Source organism: Nonomuraea sp. NPDC059023 (genome assembly GCF_042740095.1).
GTDB lineage: Bacteria > Actinomycetota > Actinomycetes > Streptosporangiales > Streptosporangiaceae > Nonomuraea.
Genome location: NZ_JBHYIO010000016.1, coordinates 72,257 through 90,988, shown reverse-complemented (window position 1 = coordinate 90,988; position 18,732 = coordinate 72,257). Strand labels below are relative to the sequence as shown.

Genomic DNA, 18,732 nt, shown 5'->3' with positions numbered 1-18,732 from the left:
CATGCCTAAGCCGGTGATACGTCAGGTTGTGCATTTCGCAGGTACTGCCGGTGTCATGACCTGCGGTTTTCTCCCCTGCTTCGACCCACGCGGTCGGGCGTGTCGCGCTCTTACAGAGCCACACTCCCGCGTAGAAGAACGCCAGGGGGAGGCCACGCCGCGCCATTGCGAGCGCACGCGTGAGAGCCCATGAATACACGGGCACGAAGGGCAAGACTACCTAGCCCCGCGCAGCACGTCAAAACGGCTGCGCGTCGATATGTTTCGCGCCGTGGTCAGTAGCAGACTCCGCGCCAAGTTTACCCGGTCCGGGCCACTGTTCTGCCCTCGTTACCCCAACCTTCTGCGCGGGTACGGCAAGCCCCCGGCAACCCTTGCACGTGAGTGCCCTCCCAGCGGGGCCCCTGCGAGCCCCAGGGGCCGCATGGCCCGATCCTCGCACAGACGCGGAAGCGCCCGAGATCCGCAGATCTCGGGCGCCTCCACTAACCGTCTAGCGCGACCGGCTCATCGGTTGTACTGGCCGAAGTCGTACTCCTCCAGCGGCACAGCCTCGCCCGACCCGGTGCCGAACGTGTAGTCCGCCGCGGAGCCGTCGTAGCCGCCGACCGTGTACATCGCGGCCTTGGCCTCCTCGGTCGGCTCCACCCGGATGTTGCGGTACTGGGGCATGCCCGTACCGGCCGGGATGAGCTTACCGATGATGACGTTCTCCTTCAGGCCCAGGAGCGAGTCGGACTTGGCGTGGATCGCCGCGTCCGTCAGGACCCTGGTCGTCTCCTGGAAGGAGGCCGCCGACAGCCACGACTCGGTGGCCAGCGACGCCTTCGTGATGCCCATGAGGACCGGACGGCCGGCGGCGGGCTGGCCGCCCTCGGCCACGGTCTCGCGGTTCATGTTCTCGAAGCGGGGACGCTCGACCAGCTCGCCGGGGAGCAGGTCGGTGTCGCCCGACTCCAGCACGTTCACGCGCTTGAGCATCTGGCGGACGATGATCTCGATGTGCTTGTCGTGGATCGACACACCCTGCGAGCGGTATACCTGCTGGACCTCGGCGACCAGGTGCAGCTGCACCTCGCGCGGGCCCATGATGCGCAGGACCTCGTTCGGGTTGACCGCACCCGCGATCAGCTGCTGGCCGACCTTGACGTGCTGGCCTTCCGAGACGAGCAGACGCGACCGCATCGACACCGGGTAGGCGATCTCCTCGGAACCGTCGTCCGGGGTGATGACCACCTTGCGGGTCTTGTCGGTCTCGTCGATCCGCGCGCGGCCCTCGGCCTCGGAGATCGGGGCGACACCCTTGGGGATGCGCGCCTCGAAGAGCTCCTGGACACGGGGCAGACCGTGGGTGATGTCCGCACCGGCCACACCACCGGTGTGGAAGGTACGCATCGTCAGCTGGGTACCGGGCTCACCGATCGACTGGGCGGCGATGATGCCGACCGCCTCGCCGACGTCCACGAGCTTGCCGGTGGCCAGCGAGCGGCCGTAGCAGGTCGCGCAGACACCGATCTTGGCCTCGCACACCAGCGCGGAGCGGGTGCGCACGGTCTCGATCCCGGCGTTGACCAGGTCGGTCACGTGGATGTCGTTGATGTCGACACCCGCCGGGGCGATGATCTTGCCGTCGACCTCGACGTCCTCGGCCAGGATGCGGCCGTGCACGTTGGACTCGGCGTTGTCGGCCTTGACCAGGTTGCCCGCCGCGTCACGGTCGCCGACGTGCAGCGGGACCGCGCGGTCGGTGCCGCAGTCGATCTCGCGCACGATGACGTCCTGCGCCACGTCCACCAGACGACGGGTCAGGTAACCCGAGTCGGCGGTACGCAGGGCGGTGTCGGCCAGACCCTTCCGCTGACCGTGGGTGGAGATGAAGTACTCCAGCACCGACAGGCCCTCGCGGAACGAGGCCTTGATCGGACGCGGGATCGTCTCACCCTTGGTGTTGGACACCAGGCCGCGGATACCGGCGATCTGACGCACCTGCATCTTGTTACCGCGGGCGCCGGAGTTGAGCATCATCCAGACCGGGTTCGTCGCCGGGAACGCGTTGACCATGTCGGTCTCGACGTCCGCGGTGGCGTGGGTCCAGATCTCGATGAGCTCCTGGCGGCGCTCCTCGTCGGTGATCAGGCCGCGCTCGTACTCACGCTGGACCTTGTCGGCCCGGCGCTCGTAGTTCTCCATGATCTCGGCCTTGTTGGGCGGCGCGACGACGTCGTCGATCGAGATCGTGACACCGGAGCGGGTCGCCCAGCGGAAGCCGGCGTCCTTGAGCGCGTCGAGCGAAGCCGCGACCTCGACCTTGGGATAGGTCTCGGCCAGCTCGTTCACGATCGTGGACAGCTGCTTCTTGCCGACCTGGAAGTTGACGAACGGGTAGTTCGGCGGCAGCGTCTGGTTGAACAGGCACCGGCCGAACGTCGTCTCCAGGCGGATCGGGTCGCCCTGCTCCCAGCCCTCCGGCGCGACCCAGTCGCGCGCGGGGAAGACGTCCTTGAGCCGGATCTGGATCTTCGCCTGAATGTCCAGCTCGCGGCGGTCGAACGCCATCTGGGCCTCGGCCACGGAGCCGAAGACGCGGCCCTCGCCGAGGGCGCCCTCCTTCTGCGTGGTCAGCCAGTAGAGGCCGATGACCATGTCCTGGGTGGGCATCGTCACGGGCTTGCCGTCGGCCGGCTTGAGGATGTTGTTGGTCGAGAGCATCAGGATGCGTGCCTCGGCCTGGGCCTCAGCCGACAGCGGCAGGTGCACGGCCATCTGGTCGCCGTCGAAGTCCGCGTTGAACGCGGTGCAGACGAGCGGGTGGATCTGGATGGCCTTGCCCTCGACCAGCTGCGGCTCGAACGCCTGGATGCCCAGGCGGTGGAGCGTCGGAGCGCGGTTGAGCAGCACGGGGTGCTCGGTGATGACCTCTTCGAGCACGTCCCACACGACCGGGCGGGCGCGCTCGACCATCCGCTTGGCCGACTTGATGTTCTGCGCGTGGTTGAGGTCGACCAGGCGCTTCATCACGAACGGCTTGAACAGCTCCAGCGCCATCTGCTTGGGCAGACCGCACTGGTGCAGCTTCAGCTGCGGGCCGACGACGATGACCGAACGGCCGGAGTAGTCGACACGCTTGCCCAGCAGGTTCTGGCGGAAGCGGCCCTGCTTGCCCTTCAGCATGTCGCTGAGGGACTTGAGCGGACGGTTGCCGGGGCCCGTGACCGGGCGGCCGCGGCGGCCGTTGTCGAACAGCGAGTCGACGGCCTCCTGGAGCATCCGCTTCTCGTTGTTCACGATGATCTCGGGGGCGCCGAGGTCAAGGAGACGCTTGAGGCGGTTGTTCCGGTTGATCACACGACGGTAGAGGTCGTTGAGGTCGGAGGTCGCGAACCGGCCACCGTCGAGCTGCACCATCGGGCGCAGGTCCGGCGGGATGACCGGGATGCAGTCGAGCACCATCCCGCGCGGCGAGTTGGTGGTGTTGAGGAACGCCGAGACGACCTTGAGCCGCTTGAGGGCGCGGGCCTTCTTCTGGCCCTTGCCGCTGCGGATCGTCTCGCGCAGGTTCTCGGCCTCGGCGTCGAGGTCGAAGCTGGTCAGACGGTCCTGGATCGCCTGCGCGCCCATGCCGCCCTTGAAGTAGCGGCCGAAACGGTCGCGCATCTCGCGGTAGAGCAGCTCGTCGCCCTCAAGGTCCTGGACCTTGAGGTTCTTGAACCGGCTCCACACCTCGTCCAGGCGGTCGAGCTCGCGCTGCGCGCGGTCGCGCAGCTGGCGCATCTCGCGCTCGGCGCCCTCGCGGACCTTGCGGCGCTGGTCGCCCTTGGCGCCCGCGGCCTCAAGCTCGGCCAGGTCGCCTTCGAGCTTCTTCTGCCTGGTCTCGATGTCGGCGTCACGACGCTGCTCGATGTGCTGCCGCTCGACCGAGATCTTCGCCTCGAGCGAGGGCAGGTCACGGTCGCGCATCTCGGCGTCGACCTGCGTGATCATGTAGGCCGCGAAGTAGATGACCTTCTCGAGGTCCTTCGGGGCCAGGTCGAGCAGGTAGCCGAGACGCGAGGGAACGCCCTTGAAGTACCAGATGTGCGTGACGGGCGCGGCCAGCTCGATGTGGCCCATCCGCTCACGACGCACCTTGGCGCGAGTGACCTCGACGCCGCAGCGCTCACAGATGATGCCCTTGAAGCGGACGCGCTTGTACTTACCGCAGTAGCACTCCCAGTCGCGGGTCGGGCCGAAGATCTTCTCGCAGAAGAGTCCGTCCTTTTCCGGCTTGAGCGTCCGGTAGTTGATCGTCTCCGGCTTCTTGACCTCGCCGTGTGACCACTGGCGGATGTCGTCGGCCGTCGCCAGCCCGATCCGGAGCTCGTCGAAGAAGTTGACGTCTAGCATGTGCGATCTCCCCCTCAGACTTCTTCCACGCTGCTCGGCTCACGCCGGGACAGATCGATACCGAGCTCTTCGGCGGCCCTGAAGACGTCCTCGTCGGTGTCGCGCATCTCGATGGACATGCCGTCGCTGGAGAGCACCTCGACGTTCAGGCACAGCGACTGCATTTCCTTGATGAGGACCTTGAAGGATTCGGGGATGCCGGGCTCGGGGATGTTCTCGCCCTTGACGATGGCCTCGTAGACCTTGACCCGGCCGAGGACGTCGTCGGACTTGATGGTCAGGAGCTCCTGCAGGGCGTACGCCGCGCCGTAGGCCTCCAGCGCCCACACCTCCATCTCACCGAAGCGCTGGCCGCCGAACTGGGCCTTACCGCCGAGCGGCTGCTGGGTGATCATGGAGTACGGGCCGGTGGACCGGGCGTGGATCTTGTCGTCCACCAGGTGCAGCAGCTTCAGGATGTAGCTGTAGCCCACCGCGATCGGGTAGGGGAACGGCTCGCCGGAGCGGCCGTCGAACAGCTGCGCCTTCCCGCTCTCCTGCACCATGCGATCGCCGTCGCGGTTGGGCAGGGTGTTGCTGAGCAGACCGACGATCTCCTCCTCGTGGGCGCCGTCGAAGACCGGCGTCGCCACGTTGGTACGCGGCGCGACCTGCTCGAAGCCCTTCTCGCGCAGGCGTTCCGCCCACTGCTCGGTCAGGCCCGAGATGTCCCAGCCACGGGCCGCGATCCAGCCGAGGTGAGCCTCGAGCACCTGCCCGATGTTCATTCGGCCGGGCACGCCCAGCGGGTTGAGGATGATGTCGACCGGCGTGCCGTCCTCAAGGAACGGCATGTCCTCGACGGGCAGGATCTTGGAGATGACGCCCTTGTTGCCATGGCGGCCGGCGAGCTTGTCACCGTCGGTGATCTTACGCTTCTGGGCCACGTACACGCGGACCAGCTCGTTGACACCGGGAGGAAGCTCGTCGCCCTCGTCACGGGAGAACACGCGGACGCCGATGACCTTGCCCTGCTCGCCGTGCGGCACCTTCAGCGAGGTGTCACGCACCTCGCGGGCCTTCTCGCCGAAGATCGCGCGCAGCAGCCGCTCCTCGGGGGTCAGCTCGGTCTCACCCTTGGGCGTGACCTTGCCGACGAGGATGTCGCCGGGTACGACCTCGGCGCCGATGCGGATGATGCCGCGCTCGTCGAGGTCGGCCAGGACCTCTTCGGAGACGTTCGGGATGTCCCGGGTGATCTCCTCGGGGCCCAGCTTGGTGTCACGGGCGTCGACCTCGTGCTCCTCGATGTGGATCGAGGACAGGACGTCGTCCTGCACCAGCCGCTGCGACAGGATGATCGCGTCTTCGTAGTTGTGGCCCTCCCACGGCATGAACGCCACGAGCAGGTTCTTGCCCAGGGCCATCTCGCCCTGGTCGGTGCAGGGACCGTCGGCGATCACCTGGTTGACCTCGACCCGGTCGCCTTCGACGACGATGGGCTTCTGGTTGAACGAGGTGCCCTGGTTGGAACGCTTGAACTTGGCGACACGGTAAGTCGTGCGGGTGCCGTCGTCGTTCATCACGGTGACGTAGTCGGCGGAGACCTCCTCCACCACACCGGCCTTCTCGGCGCTGATGACATCGCCGGCGTCGGTCGCGGCACGGTACTCCATACCGGTTCCGACCAGCGGCGCCTCGCTCTTCAGCAGCGGCACGGACTGCCTCTGCATGTTGGAGCCCATGAGCGCGCGGTTGGCGTCGTCGTGCTCCAGGAAGGGGATCATCGCCGTGGCGACCGACACCATCTGGCGCGGCGACACGTCGATGTAGTCGACTTCCTCGGCACGGGCGAGTTCGGTCTCGCCGCCCTTGGTGCGGACCAGGACGCGCGACTCGGCGAAGGTGCCGTCGGGGTTGAGCACCGTGTTGGCCTGCGCCTTGACGAAGCGGTCCTCCTCGTCGGCGGTCAGGTAGTCGACCTGCTCGATCACCTTGCCGTCGACGACCTTGCGGTAGGGCGTCTCGACGAAGCCGAAGGCGTTGATCCGGCCGTAGGAGGCCAGCGAGCCGATCAGACCGATGTTCGGGCCTTCGGGCGTCTCGATCGGGCACATCCGGCCGTAGTGGGACGGGTGCACGTCTCGGACCTCGAAGCCGGCCCGCTCACGGGACAGACCACCGGGGCCCAGCGCGGACAGACGCCGCTTGTGCGTCAGGCCGGCCAGCGGGTTGGTCTGGTCCATGAACTGCGACAGCTGCGAGGTGCCGAAGAACTCCCGGATCGAGGCCACGACCGGGCGGATGTTGATCAGGGTCTGCGGCGTGATCGCCTCGACGTCCTGCGTGGTCATCCGCTCACGGACGACGCGCTCCATCCGGGCCAGGCCCAGGCGGACCTGGTTCTGGATGAGCTCCCCGACACTGCGCAGACGACGGTTGCCGAAGTGGTCGATGTCGTCGGTCTCGACGATCCGGTCGCCCTGGGCGCTCGGCATCGACTCCTCGCCCGCGTGCAGGCGGACGATGTACTCGATCGTGGAGACGATGTCGTCCTCGGTGAGGGTGCCCTGCGTGATGTCGCTGTCGACCCCGAGCTTCTTGTTGATCTTGTAGCGGCCGACCTTGGCGAGGTCGTAGCGCTTGGGGTTGAAGTACAGGTTCTCCAGCAGGGTCTGCGCCGACTCCTTGGTCGGCGGCTCGCCCGGACGGAGCTTGCGGTAGATGTCGAGCAGGGCGTCATCCTGGCCGGCCGTGTGGTCCTTCTCCAGGGTGGCCCGCATCGACTCGTACTGGCCGAAGCGCTCGAGGATCTGTTCGTTGGTCCATCCCAGTGCCTTGAGAAGCACGGTGACGGCCTGCTTGCGCTTGCGGTCGATGCGCACACCGACGCTGTCGCGCTTGTCGATCTCGAACTCCAGCCAGGCACCCCGCGAGGGGATGACACGGCAGTCGAACAGGTCCTTGTCCGAGGTCTTGTCGACACTGCGGCCGAAGTAGACACCCGGGGACCGGACCAGCTGGGAGACGACGACACGCTCGGTGCCGTTGATGATGAAGGTGCCCTTCGGCGTCATGAGCGGGAAATCGCCCATGAACACCGTCTGGCTCTTGATCTCACCAGTGGTGTTATTGATGAACTCCGCCGTGACGAACATCGGGGCGGAGAAGGTCATGTCCTTGTCTTTGCACTCGTCTACTGAGTACTTGGGCGGCTCGAACCGGTGGTCGCGGAACGACAAGGACATGGTCCCCGAGAAGTCCTCAATGGGACTGATCTCTTCGAAGATCTCTTCGAGGCCCGACTGGGTCGGGACGTCCTTGCGCCCGGCCTGACGAGCCGCCTCAACCCGGGCCTTCCACTTCTCGTTGCCCAGCAGCCAGTCAAAGGACTCGGTTTGCAGGGCGAGAAGATCAGGAACTTCGAGGGGCTCCTGGATACGCGAAAACGAAACGCGATTGGGACCAGCGGGTACGGCGGAGGCGTTGCGCGAGGCTGCCAACAGATGTCCTTCCGAGGGCTCGCGGCGGACTGACTACACGCACGCCAGACAACCTCGCAACGTGAGCAAGCATCGCGGGTCGTCAAAGGGCAGCGCAAAGGGGCAGTGTAGCCGAACGGCACACGCCTGTCCACTTCGCTCTCGCTGCATGCTCCACGTTGGTCGCAGCATCGCCCGTTCGGACGCAAACGTCAAGCCCACAACCGCGACTTTCCGCCGGGTCGGGGCCGCGACGCTGGGATTTCTCCCCTGCGTGATCGGGCGCCTACCGTCAGGCCCAAGACGATACCCGCGAACGGGGACGGCTAACGCTCCGTCACACCGAGGGTCGAACCCATGCCGACAACCGGTGTAGCAGTGACTGGGATACCCCTGGGCAAGGACTCGCTAAACCTGAATTTTGATAACAATTGAAGGACGCGCCGCGCCCGGGGCCTCAGGCGGTGCCCAGCAGCGTCGACAGGTCGGCGACGAGCCAGCGGCCGGCTGTCCTGATCATGACGAACCTGGCGCGGTTCTGGGTGATCTGTTGCTGAGGCTCGGCCTCGCCGGGCAGCTCCTTGACCGTACCCGTGTTGACGAACAGGAGAACCTCTACCCGGTCGGGTTCCGCGCGCTCGACTGCCGCCCCGGCGACCGCGGTCGTCTGGACGGTCTTCTGGGCCTTGGCGGTGGGCACGAGGGTGGTGGCCAGCTCCTTGTAATGGGTGGTCAGCTGGCCCGTGGTGTGCTCGCCGGCCCGCGCCAGGTCCTGCTCGATCGTGCGGTGGTTGTACGACAGCAGGTCCGGCGCCACGGCCTTGGCGGCGGCCATGGCCTCGACGCCCGCGGACTGCCCGTCGCGCAGGTGCCGCAGATCCGTCCACATCACCCAGAGGGCCACCGACAGCCCCAGTACGAGCGCCGCCAGCACCCCGATCGCCACGGCCTTCACAGCACCTGCACCGCCTTCGACACCAGCCAGACCCCGCCGACCTTGGTCACATCCATCGACCAGCGGTAGAAGCGCTCCTGAGGGGCGTTCTTGGAACCCTCCCAGCGGATCTCGACGTCGGCCACCACCAGGACCTTGGCGATGCCGCCCGTCATGGACTCCAGCCCGCGGGCGCGCAGCACGCCGTGCTGGACGACCTTGTTGGTGATCGTGGTCTCCTTGAGCCGGGCGGCGTTGGCGGTGTACTCGGCCCGCGCGGCCCCGGTCGAGGTCGCCAGGATGCGCCCGAGGTCGGCGTCGACGGTCTTGTAGTTGAGCGAGAGCAGGTTGACCGCGTGGGTGCCCGCGGCGTCGAGCGCGGCGGCCCGGTCGTCGTCGGTGGCCTGTTCGCCGCGGAGCTCGCCGCTGACCCACAGCGCGAACCCGCCGAGCAGCAGCGCGAGCACCCCGAGCACGATGATCGTCAGCCAAGCGGCGGACCGAGAGGCGGTGCCTGTCATGTCCGCTCCTTCCTGATCGCCGGATCATTACCCGCGAGCCACTCTTCCAGACCCGGGATCGACGGCGGTACGCCCGGCGGCGGCACATCCGCGCCCCCGCGCACACCGGTCGGCGAGCCTTCCGGCTCCGTGCAGGTCGCGCGCGGGTCGACCGCCTTCACCCGGGTGTCCTGGGGATAGCGGCGGCGTACGTCCTCGTAGCCGCGCGTGCACGGCGGCGGCACGTTGAGGTTGAGGTTGAGCCCGAAGTGCAGCCCGTCGCGCCCGACCACGGTGAAGGCCCCGGCCACGCCCGCCGGGTAGCCGATGAGCAGCTGGCGCAGCGCCGCCACCCGGGCCGAGACGGTGCGGCCGCCGACGATCAGGTTGCCCAGCAGCGGCCGCAGGTGCGGTTCGAGCCCGTCCACGAGCTTCTCCGCCGAGCGCGCCGCCGGGCCTGCGGCGTCGATCGTGCGCTCCAGGTCCGCCGAACCCTCGCGCAGCGAACCGGTCAGCGAGGCGAGGTCGCGCGCGAACCGCTTCAGATGCCCGCCCTCGGCCCGCTGCGTGCGCAGCACCGTCTCCCCTCGCTCGATCAGCGTGACCGTCTCGGGCAGGACCTCCACGGCCGCCGCCGTCAGCTCCTCGCCCGCCGCCAGCAGCCGCCGCAGGTGCGCGGCGTTGCCGCCGAAGGCCTGTTCCAGCTCGGTCACGACGGTCTCGGTGTCGCGCGGGTCCACCGACGTCAGCAGCCGCTCGGCGTCGCCGAGCAACTGGGCGGTGGTGATCGGCAGCGCGGTCCGTTCCCTGGCGATCGTGTCGCCTTCCTTCAGGTACGGCCGCGCCGTACCCGAAGGCTGGAGGTCGAGGTACTGCTCGCCCACGCCCGAGCGGTTGGCGACGACGGCGAGCAGCCCCGTGGCGGGCACCGGCGGCTCGGGCCGCAGGCGGAGCACGGCGCGCACTCCGTCGGCGGTGAGGGACAGCGACTCGACGCGGCCGACCTGGACGCCGCGGTAGGTGACCTCGGCGTGTTCGAACAGGCCGCCGGCCTCGGCCAGTTCGACACCGACCCGGTAGGCGGGCTCGAACAGGTCGGCGCCGACCCGCGCGTAGCGGACCAGCGTGTACGCGGTGGCCGCGAGGCTGATGGCGAGGAAGGCGGCCAGCTTGATCCGCAGGCTCATCGCGGGCTCCTGCCGAGGAGGTTGTCCAGGGTGGTGGACGGGGTGAGGTCCACGGTGACGTCGACGTTGCCGTAGTCGCCGCGCAGCAGGCCGGTGGCCGAGCCGGGGAAGGGGAAGGTGAGCGCGGTGCCCAGGTTCGTGGCGATCTCGTGGCGGGCGCGGTCGAGGTCGGCCAGCAGGGCGCGCAGGTGGGCGAGGTTGGCGAGGGTGTCGTCCTGGGAACGCGTGACGACGCGGGTGGCGGTGCGGCCGAGGCGGGCCAGGGCGGTGAGCATGCGGGTGAGGTCGGCGCGCTGGCGGCGCAGTTGCTTGACCGCGGGGCCGATGTCGGTGGCGACGGCGCGCAGGGTCTGGCGCTGGGCGGCCAGGGTGGCGGTGAGCCGGTCGAGGTTGCCGATGAGGCGGACGATGTCGCCCTTGGAGCCGTCGAGCGCGGCGGTGAACGCGTCGAGGCGGCGCAGCAGGTTCCTGACGGTGCCGGTGCGGCCGTCGAGCATGGCGCCGAGTTCGGTGTTGATGGTGGCCAGTTGTTCCAGGCCGCCGCCGTTGACCAGCAGCGAGGCGGCGGCGAGCACCTGCTCGACCTCGGCGGTCCGGGTGGTGCGGCTCAGCGGGATGCGGCCGCCCAGGCTGCCGGTGCCGGCGGGGACCAGCTTGACGAACTTCTCGCCGAGCAGGCTCGTCTGGGAGATGGCGGCGCCGGTCCCCGCGGGCAGCGCGGCGTCGGCCCTGACCGTGCAGGTGACCTCGGCCCGCCAGCCGGCGGCCAGTTCGATCGCGGTGACCTTGCCGACGGTGACGTCGTTGAGCTTGCACAGCGAGTGCGGGACGAGGTCGAGGGCGTCGGCGAACTCGATCGTCACCTCGCGCGGGTTCTGCCCGAGGTCGGCTCCGCCGGGCAGCGGGAGCGACTGGACGCCCTCGAAACCGCAGCCGGCGGCCAGCAGCAGGGCCGTGATCGCGACGGGTGTCTTCACGGAGCCAGCCCTCCGAGCGTGCGGTCGGGCATCTTGACGGAGGCGGGCAGCGGCACGAGGTTCTGAACGATCGCGTCGAACCAGCGTCCGTTGCCGACCGCGTCGGTGAACTGCCGGGTGAAGGGCGCCAGCAGCCGCAGGGAATGGTCGAGGCTCTCCTCGTTGCGCCGCAGCAGCCCGACGAACTCCCGCAACTGGCGCAGAGCGGGCTTGAGCGTGGTCCGGTTGTCGGCGATCAGTCCGTCGATCTCCGCGGTCAGCTCCAGCGTGTTCATCAACAGGCTGTGGATGACGGCGCGGCGGGCGGAGATCTCGCGCAGCAGGAGGTCGCCGTCCTTGATCAGGGCGCGGAGATCCTGGTTGCGGCCGGCCACCAGGCCGGTGACGGTTTCGGCGTGCCGTACCAGATCGTGGAGTTTGTCGTCGCGGGAGGCGACGGTCCGCGAGAGGCGGCCGAGGCCGCGCACGGAGGCGCGGATCTCCGCCGAGGAGCCGTCCAGGGTCTGGGCGAGCGTGTCGAGCGCGCTCTTGAGCGCGCCCGCGTCGATGCGGGCTGCGCTGCCGGCGAGGTCGCCGAGTGCGGGCATGATCTCGTACGGCACGCTGGTCCGCTCGACCGGGATGGCGCGGTCGAGGCGGCCGGGGCCGTGGGGTTCGAGCTGGATGTGGTGGGAGCCGAGCAGCGTCGCCAGCCGGATGTGCGCGCGGGTCCGCGAGCCCAGTTGCACCTCGCGCTCCAGGCGCAGGCCGACGCGGACGTGCGCGCCCTCCAGTTCGACCTCGCTCACCTCGCCGACCTTCACCCCGGCCACGATGACGTCCTCGCCCGGCCGCAGCCCCGCCGACTCGGCGAAGGCGGCCGTGTACACGGTGCCGGTCTTCAGCTCGGGTACGGCCAGCACACCGGCCACCAGCGCCGCGACGGCGGCCAGGCCGGCGATGCCGAGCGGGAGCGGGTCGCGGTGGCGGAAGGGGGTCAGCGGCATCGGCGGCTCTCGTTGACGATCTTCGGCGTGGTGGTCGCGCCCGCCCGGACCTCCAGGGAGCAGAGGTAGAAGTTGAACCACGAGCCGTAGGAGACGGCGCGGGTGAGCTGGTTGAGGCGGATCGGCACGTCCTTGATGGTCTTGTCGATCAGCGCCCGCTCCTCGTTGAGCGCGGCGAGGAAACCGTCGGCGTGCCGGATTCCGGCCTTGAGGTCGGGCCTGGCGCGCTCGGTGAAGCCCGCGGTGACGCCGGCGAGCCGGTCGAGGGCGGCGAGGGAGTCGCCGATGGCCTTGCGGTCCTCGGCCAGGCCGCTGACCAGCGACCGCAGGTCTGCGACGAGTTCGCTGTAGGCGTTCTCGCGGCCGGCGATCTCGGCGAGCACCGCGGTGAGGTTGTCGATCACCCGGCCGATGACGGCGTCGCGGTCGGCGAGCGTGCCGGTGAGCGAGGCGACGTGGCCGAGGAGGCTGTCGACGGTGCCGCCCTCCCCCTGGAGCACCTGGACGATCTGCCAGCTCAGCTTGTTGACGTCTTCCGGGCGGATGGCCTTGAGCAGCGGGCGGAAGCCGTTGAACAGCGCGGTGACGTCGAGCGCCGGGCGGGTGTCGGTGATCAGCTCGCCCGGCCGCAGCGCGCCGGGTCCGCCGCGGCCGGTGGACAGCGCGAGGTAGCGGTCGCCCACCAGGTTGCGCCAGCGGATCGCGGCGATGACGCCGCGGGGCAGCCGGGTGCGTTCGAGGACGGTGAAGGAGACCTCGGCGCGCGTCCCGGCCAGCGCGATCTCCTCCACGCGGCCCACGCGTACGCCGGCGGCCCGCACGTCGTCGCCCGGCCGCAGCCCGGTGGCGTCGGTGAACACCGCGCGGTAGACGCTCGCCGCGGCGAACTGCGTCCCGGAGATCGTGATCGCCAGCATGGCCACGCACAGGGTCGTCGCCAGTCCGAACAGCCCGAGCTTGATCGCCGCCTTCAGCGTGGTCATCGCAGCATCAGCCCCGCCAGATCCTCGGCGCCGTCGGCGAACCGCACCCCGGGGAAGGGCACCTTCGGGCGGGGCAGGCCGTAGCAGCGCGGGCCCCTGGTGTCGCGGTAAGCGGGCGCGTCGGTCCCTTCCCTGTACGGCGGCGCCGGCCTGACCAGCTCCAGCACCGCCTTCACCCGCCCGTCACCGAACGCCTCGTCCAGCAGCGGCCGCAGGCGGTCAAGGCCCTGGAACACGCACGGCACCGTCGGCGCGTAGCGGGCGGCGAGGTCGAGGGCGGGCCTGGACACGTGCTGGAGCCCCACCAGACCGGTCTCGTTGACCGTCAGCAGAGCGTCGGCCTTGCCCGCGCTCCTGGTGACCACGCGGGCGAGCCGGTCGATCTCGGCCTCTCTGCCGGTGAGCGTCCTGCTCAGCGCGGCGGAGTTGGCCAGCGTGCGCAGGAGGTCGGGGGCGGCCTGGCCGTACAGGCCGGTGACGTCGGCGAGGGCGGAGAGGTCGCGGCGGATCGCCGGAAGGTGGGGGGTGAGCCGGGTGAGGTAGTCCTCGGCCCTGTCCAGGGTGGCACCGGTTCCGGCGCCTCTGCCTTCCAGGGCGGTGGCGAGGGCGGTCAGGGTGGTGGCCAGCCGTTCCGGGTGGATGCTCCGCAGCAGCGGCAGCAGCCGGTCGAGCACCTGCGCCACCTCGACGGCGGCGGCCGGGGCGATCAGGCGGTCGCCGTCGCGCAGCTCGGAGGTCGGGGTCGCGGGCGGGACGAGGTCCACGTACTTCTCGCCGAAGACGGTCTTCGGCAGGAACCTGGCCGTGGCGGCGCGGTCGACGGGGTGGTCGAGGGCGAGGGTGAGCTCCGCGCCTCCGGTGGTCGCCTTCAGGGCGGTGACCTCGCCGACGATGACGCCGCGTACCTTGACGTCGGCGCGTGGGCCTAGCTGGAGACCGGCTCTGGGGGCCGACAGGGTCACGATCGTCGCGCCGGAGAACACCTTGAAGTACGCCGCGGCGGTCACCGCCGTGAAGGCGGCGATCAGGGCCAGCAGGGCGGCGCCGTGTCTCATCCGGCCAGCCGTACCGTGGTCGTGGTGCCCCAGATGGCCAGGCCGAGCAGGACGTTGGCCACGTTCACCGCGACCAGCACCGCGCGCACCGCCCGCCCGACCGCGACGCCGACGCCCGCGGGGCCGCCGGAGGCGTGGAAGCCGTAGTAGCAGTGCACGAGGATCACCAGCACGGCGAACAGCACCACCTTGCCCAGCGACCAGAGCACGTCGTAGGGCACGAGGAAGAGGTCGAAGTAGTGGTCGTAGGTGCCGGTCGACTGGCTGTAGAGGACGGTGGTGATCAGGCGGGTGGCGACGTAGGAGGCGAGCAGGCCGAGGACGTACAGGGGCAGCATGGCGGCGAACCCGGCGATCAGCCGGGTGCCCACCAGGAACGGCACCGAGGGGATCGCCATGACCTCGAGCGCGTCGATCTCGTCGCTGATCCGCATCGCGCCGAGCTGGGCCGTGAAGCCGGCCCCGACGGTGGCCGACAGGCCGATGGCGGCCACGATGGGGGCGATCTCGCGGGTGTTGATGTAGCTGGAGAGGAACCCGGCGAAGGCCGAGGTGCCGATCTGGTCGAGTGCGGTGTAGCCCTGCAGGCCGACCTCGGTGCCGGCGAAGAAGGTCATGAACGCGACGATCGCCATCGTGCCGCCGATGACGGCCAGGCCACCGGTGCCGAGGCTCACCTCCGACAGCAGCCGCAGGATCTCGGCGCGGTAGCGGAGCGCGCGGGGCAGTTGGAGGAAGGCCTTGGTGTAGAACTCGCCCTGCCTGTTGAGTGACATCACCACACCGCCGCGCTGATGAGGAAGTTCTCGGCGAACAGGACCATGGCCGCGAAGACCACCGTCTGGTTGACGGCGTCGCCGACGCCCTTGGGCCCGCCGGCCGCGCTCAGCCCCTTGAAGCAGGCGATCATCCCGGCCGTGGCGCCGAAGACGAGCGCCTTGACCTCGGAGATCCACAGGTCCGACAGCTCCGCCAGCGCGTTGAACGACTGCAGGTACGAGCCGGGCGAGCCGCCCTGGGCGATCACGTTGAACAGATAACTGGCGATCAGGCCGACCGTGGTCACCAGGCCGTTGAGCAGGGGCGCGACGACCGCGCACGCCGCCACTCTGGGCACCACGAGGCGGTGGAGAGGGTCGATGCCGAGCACCTCAAGCGCGTCGATCTCCTCGCGGATCCTGCGCGCGCCCAGGTCGGCGCAGATGGCGCTGCCCGCCGCGCCCGAGATCATCAGCGCGGTCACGACCGGGCCGGCCTCGCGCACGATGCCGAGCACGGCGGTGGCGCCGGTGAACGACTGGGCGCCGAACTGGCGGATCAGGTTGCCCGCCTGAAGGGCGAGCACGGCGCCGAACGGGATGGACACCAGCGCCGTGGGCAGGGCGCTGACGCTGACGATGAACCAGGCCTGCTGCAGGAACTCCCGCCAGTGGAAGGGCCGCTTGGGCACGGCACGCAGGGTGTCGAGCGTGAGCGCCACGAACGCGCCGCTCGCCCTGATCACGTGTCGCGTCCTTTCGAGTGCGGAGAGTAGTCGTTCTGGGCCGCGAAAAAGGCCGGTCCGTCCATGCGCGGGGGTTACCTGACGCCGTTGAGATGGGCGCTGACCAGCCGAGGGTACTCCTCCAGCCAGTTACGCCCGCGGTCGTCGACGAACGAGCCCTGCGGCGGGATCACCCCGTGGGCGGCCAGCCAGGCGCCGGGCGGCTGCTGGCTGCGGCGCACCCGGTTGCCCGTGGGCATGAGCTGCGGCGGGATCGGCGGCAACGAGCCGGGGTCGTGGCCCATCTGGGCCTCGGCCTCCAGTTCGGAGACGTCCTTCTCCTCCGACATGCCGATCGGGCCGTGGCGGCGCGCGTTGAGGAACTGGCGCACGACCGGCTCGTCGCTCGACAGCAGCATCTCGCGCGGCCCGAACATCACCAGCTCCCGGCGGAACAGCAGCCCGATGTCGTCAGGCACGGTACGGGCGGTGTTGATGTCGTGGGTGACGATGAGGAACGTGGCCTCGAAGTCGGTGTTGAGATCGACGAAGAGCTGGTTGAGGTACGCGGTGCGCACCGGGTCGAGCCCCGAGTCCGGCTCGTCGACGAGGATGATCTCCGGATCGAGCACCAGCGCCCTGGCCAGGCCCGCGCGCTTGCGCATGCCGCCGGAGATCTCCCCGGGCAGCTTGGACTCCGCGCCGAGCAGGCCGACGAGTTCCATCTTCTCCATGACGATCTGGCGGATCTGGGTCTCGCTCTTCTTGGTGTGCTCGCGCAGCGGGAAGGCGATGTTGTCGAACAGGCTCAGCGAGCCGAACAGCGCGCCGTCCTGGAAGAGCACGCCGAACAGCCGGCGCAGCTCGTAGAGCTTGTCCTCGCTGCAGTTGGCCAGGTCGTAGCCGTCGATCCAGATGTGGCCGCGGTCGGGACGCAGCAGGCCGACGAGCGTCTTGAGGAAGACGGACTTGCCGGTGCCGGAAGGGCCGAGCAGCACCGAGATCTCGCCCGCGGGCAGCGTCAGCGAGACGTCCTGCCAGATGACCTGCCGACCGAACGATTTGGTCAGCCCCTCGACCACGACTTCGACGCCCACCGGTCACCTTCCGCGAGCATGGGGTAACGTGACGCACACTTTACTTTCAAGTTCCCATCACGTTAGCCGTGTTCCGCGGAATTGGAACAGATTCTAATAACTTGTTACTGGCCGGTTATCGGGGTCTGGTCAGGTCGAACACCGTCGTACCGGCCACCGTCGCGGAGTCGTAGGTCCGCTCGACCCAGGCGGCGATCCCGACGGCCGGGTCGGTGCCGTTGAACCCGGCTGGTATCCGGCCGCGTTGTTGGAGCCCACGGTGGCGGCCACCCAGGTGCAGCGGGCCGCGGTGTCTATCGCGTACGCCGCCGGTCCCGCCCAGCGCCGCGATCGCGGGCGCCACCGTGTAGTACGCGACGCTGGGCACCCCGCCTGAGACGGCCATGAGAATCGCCTGAACGTGGCCAAGAGCGGAGTTGTCGCGGCGAGGACCCCGTGAGCCCTCACGACCATCGCTCGACGGAGGCCCGCTGAGGGCGGCGGGGCGGGTGGGGTGGCGGGAGCCGTAACGGAAGGGCGGGGTTGAAACAGCCGCAACCCGAAACGCACGGAAGGGCGGGGTCGAAACAGCCGCAACCCGGAACGCACCGAAAAGCGGGTTGAGACAGCGTGAAAAGCAAAAGAGGCGGCACACCCGGCACCTGGGTGTGGCCGCCTCTTTCGGAAGCGTGAAAGTTACTTCACGGTGACGCTGGCGCCGGCGCCCTCGAGGGCAGCCTTGGCCTTCTCCGCCTGCTCCTTGTTGACCTTGCTCTCGAAGACGGACTTCGGAGCGCCGTCGACCAGGTCCTTGGCCTCCTTGAGGCCGAGGGAGGTCAGCGCGCGGATCTCCTTGATGACCTGGATCTTCTTGTCGCCGGCGGCCTCGAGGATGACGTCGAACTCGTCCTGCTCCTCAGCGGCGGCCTCGCCACCACCGGCGGCCGGGGCGGCAGCGGCGGCGACGGCGACCGGGGCGGCAGCCTTGACGTCGAACGTCTCCTCGAAGACCTTCACGAACTCGGAGAGCTCGAGAAGGGTCATCTCCTTGAACGCGCCGAGCAGCTCGTCGGTGCTGAGCTTCGCCATGTTTTCCTCCGTATGGGATGTGCTTTAAAGGTGGATCGGGACCGCGGTTAAGTGCGGCAACCCCCAGCTACTCGCCGGCCTCCGCGCGCTTGGCGCGCAGGGCTTCGGCCAGCTGAGCCATGTTGGTGGGCAGCGCGGCGAACATGGCGGCAGCAGCGGACTGCTTCGCCTTCATCGCACCGGCCAGCTTCGCGAGGAGAACCTCGCGCGACTCCAGGTCGGCGAGCTTGGTGATCTCCGTGGCGTCCAGCGTCTTGCCGTCGAGGACACCGCCCTTGATCACCAGGAGGGGATTGGCCTTGGCGAAGTCACGCAGACCCTTGGCAGCCTCGACGACGTCGCCGCTGACGAAGGCGATCGCGGTCGGGCCGCTGAGCAGGCCGTCGAGGCCCGTCAGACCGGCCTCGTTGGCAGCGATCTTGGTGAGGGTGTTCTTCGCCACGGCGAACTTCGCATTCCCACCGAGTGCAACGCGCAGCTCCTTGAGCTGAGCGACGGTGAGACCGCGGTACTCGGTCAGAACGGCTGCGCTGCTTCCAACGAACTCGTTCTTGAGCTCGGCGACCGCGCTCGCCTTATCCGGCCTCGCCATGGGCCTCCTTCCAGGATGTTCCGCCG

At 69.0% G+C, this 18,732-nt stretch carries 15 protein-coding genes; all 15 read right to left on the bottom strand.

Annotated elements, in window-relative coordinates; all coding sequences use genetic code 11:
- Nucleotides 1–507: 507 nt before the first annotated feature.
- The gene (locus tag ACFWYW_RS26510) at nt 508–4,383 is read right to left on the bottom strand and encodes a DNA-directed RNA polymerase subunit beta' (RefSeq protein WP_379614545.1); all 3,876 of its coding nucleotides are present in this window, start codon (nt 4,381–4,383) and stop codon (nt 508–510) included.
- A 14-nt stretch (nt 4,384–4,397) separates the two neighbouring features.
- Nucleotides 4,398–7,865, bottom strand: a complete 3,468-nt coding sequence (gene rpoB / locus ACFWYW_RS26505) for a DNA-directed RNA polymerase subunit beta (protein ID WP_379614547.1) — start codon at nt 7,863–7,865, stop codon at nt 4,398–4,400.
- 436 nt (nt 7,866–8,301) lie between these two features.
- Nucleotides 8,302–8,799 (bottom strand): hypothetical protein, encoded by a 498-nt coding sequence (locus ACFWYW_RS26500; protein ID WP_379614549.1) that lies wholly within the window; start codon nt 8,797–8,799, stop codon nt 8,302–8,304.
- Nucleotides 8,796–9,299, bottom strand: a complete 504-nt coding sequence (locus ACFWYW_RS26495) for a hypothetical protein (RefSeq protein ID WP_379614551.1) — start codon at nt 9,297–9,299, stop codon at nt 8,796–8,798. The genes ACFWYW_RS26500 and ACFWYW_RS26495 overlap by 4 nt, the downstream gene beginning before the upstream one ends.
- On the bottom strand, nt 9,296–10,465 hold the full coding sequence (locus tag ACFWYW_RS26490; protein WP_379614553.1) for an MCE family protein: 1,170 nt from the start codon (nt 10,463–10,465) through the stop codon (nt 9,296–9,298). Before ACFWYW_RS26490 ends, ACFWYW_RS26495 begins: the two co-directional genes overlap by 4 nt.
- Nucleotides 10,462–11,442, bottom strand: a complete 981-nt coding sequence (locus ACFWYW_RS26485) for an MCE family protein (protein WP_379614555.1) — start codon at nt 11,440–11,442, stop codon at nt 10,462–10,464. The genes ACFWYW_RS26490 and ACFWYW_RS26485 overlap by 4 nt, the downstream gene beginning before the upstream one ends.
- Nucleotides 11,439–12,428 carry an MCE family protein gene (locus tag ACFWYW_RS26480; RefSeq protein ID WP_379614557.1) on the bottom strand — a complete coding sequence of 330 codons (990 nt, stop codon included), beginning with the start codon at nt 12,426–12,428 and terminating at the stop codon, nt 11,439–11,441. The genes ACFWYW_RS26485 and ACFWYW_RS26480 overlap by 4 nt, the downstream gene beginning before the upstream one ends.
- A complete protein-coding gene (locus ACFWYW_RS26475) occupies nt 12,419–13,411 on the bottom strand; it encodes an MlaD family protein (RefSeq protein WP_379614559.1) in 993 nt (330 codons plus the stop codon). The genes ACFWYW_RS26480 and ACFWYW_RS26475 overlap by 10 nt, the downstream gene beginning before the upstream one ends.
- Nucleotides 13,408–14,466 (bottom strand): MCE family protein, encoded by a 1,059-nt coding sequence (locus tag ACFWYW_RS26470; protein WP_379614561.1) that lies wholly within the window; start codon nt 14,464–14,466, stop codon nt 13,408–13,410. The genes ACFWYW_RS26475 and ACFWYW_RS26470 overlap by 4 nt, the downstream gene beginning before the upstream one ends.
- Entirely contained in the window at nt 14,463–15,242 is a 780-nt protein-coding gene (locus tag ACFWYW_RS26465; protein WP_379614563.1) for an ABC transporter permease, read from the bottom strand. The genes ACFWYW_RS26470 and ACFWYW_RS26465 overlap by 4 nt, the downstream gene beginning before the upstream one ends.
- On the bottom strand, nt 15,242–15,970 hold the full coding sequence (locus tag ACFWYW_RS26460) for an MlaE family ABC transporter permease (protein WP_379614566.1): 729 nt from the start codon (nt 15,968–15,970) through the stop codon (nt 15,242–15,244). Before ACFWYW_RS26460 ends, ACFWYW_RS26465 begins: the two co-directional genes overlap by 1 nt.
- A gap of 74 nt (nt 15,971–16,044) precedes the next feature.
- Nucleotides 16,045–17,046 carry an ABC transporter ATP-binding protein gene (locus ACFWYW_RS26455; RefSeq protein ID WP_379614568.1) on the bottom strand — a complete coding sequence of 334 codons (1,002 nt, stop codon included), beginning with the start codon at nt 17,044–17,046 and terminating at the stop codon, nt 16,045–16,047.
- A 115-nt stretch (nt 17,047–17,161) separates the two neighbouring features.
- Complete coding sequence (locus ACFWYW_RS26450) at nt 17,162–17,431, bottom strand: hypothetical protein (protein WP_379614570.1); 270 nt, start codon at nt 17,429–17,431, stop codon at nt 17,162–17,164.
- Nucleotides 17,432–17,721: 290 nt separating this feature from the next.
- Entirely contained in the window at nt 17,722–18,114 is a 393-nt protein-coding gene (gene rplL, locus ACFWYW_RS26445; RefSeq protein ID WP_379614572.1) for a 50S ribosomal protein L7/L12, read from the bottom strand.
- Nucleotides 18,115–18,181: 67 nt separating this feature from the next.
- Nucleotides 18,182–18,706: a 50S ribosomal protein L10 gene (gene rplJ, locus ACFWYW_RS26440; RefSeq protein ID WP_379614574.1), complete on the bottom strand. Its 525-nt coding sequence runs from the start codon at nt 18,704–18,706 to the stop codon at nt 18,182–18,184.
- Nucleotides 18,707–18,732 lie beyond the last annotated feature (26 nt).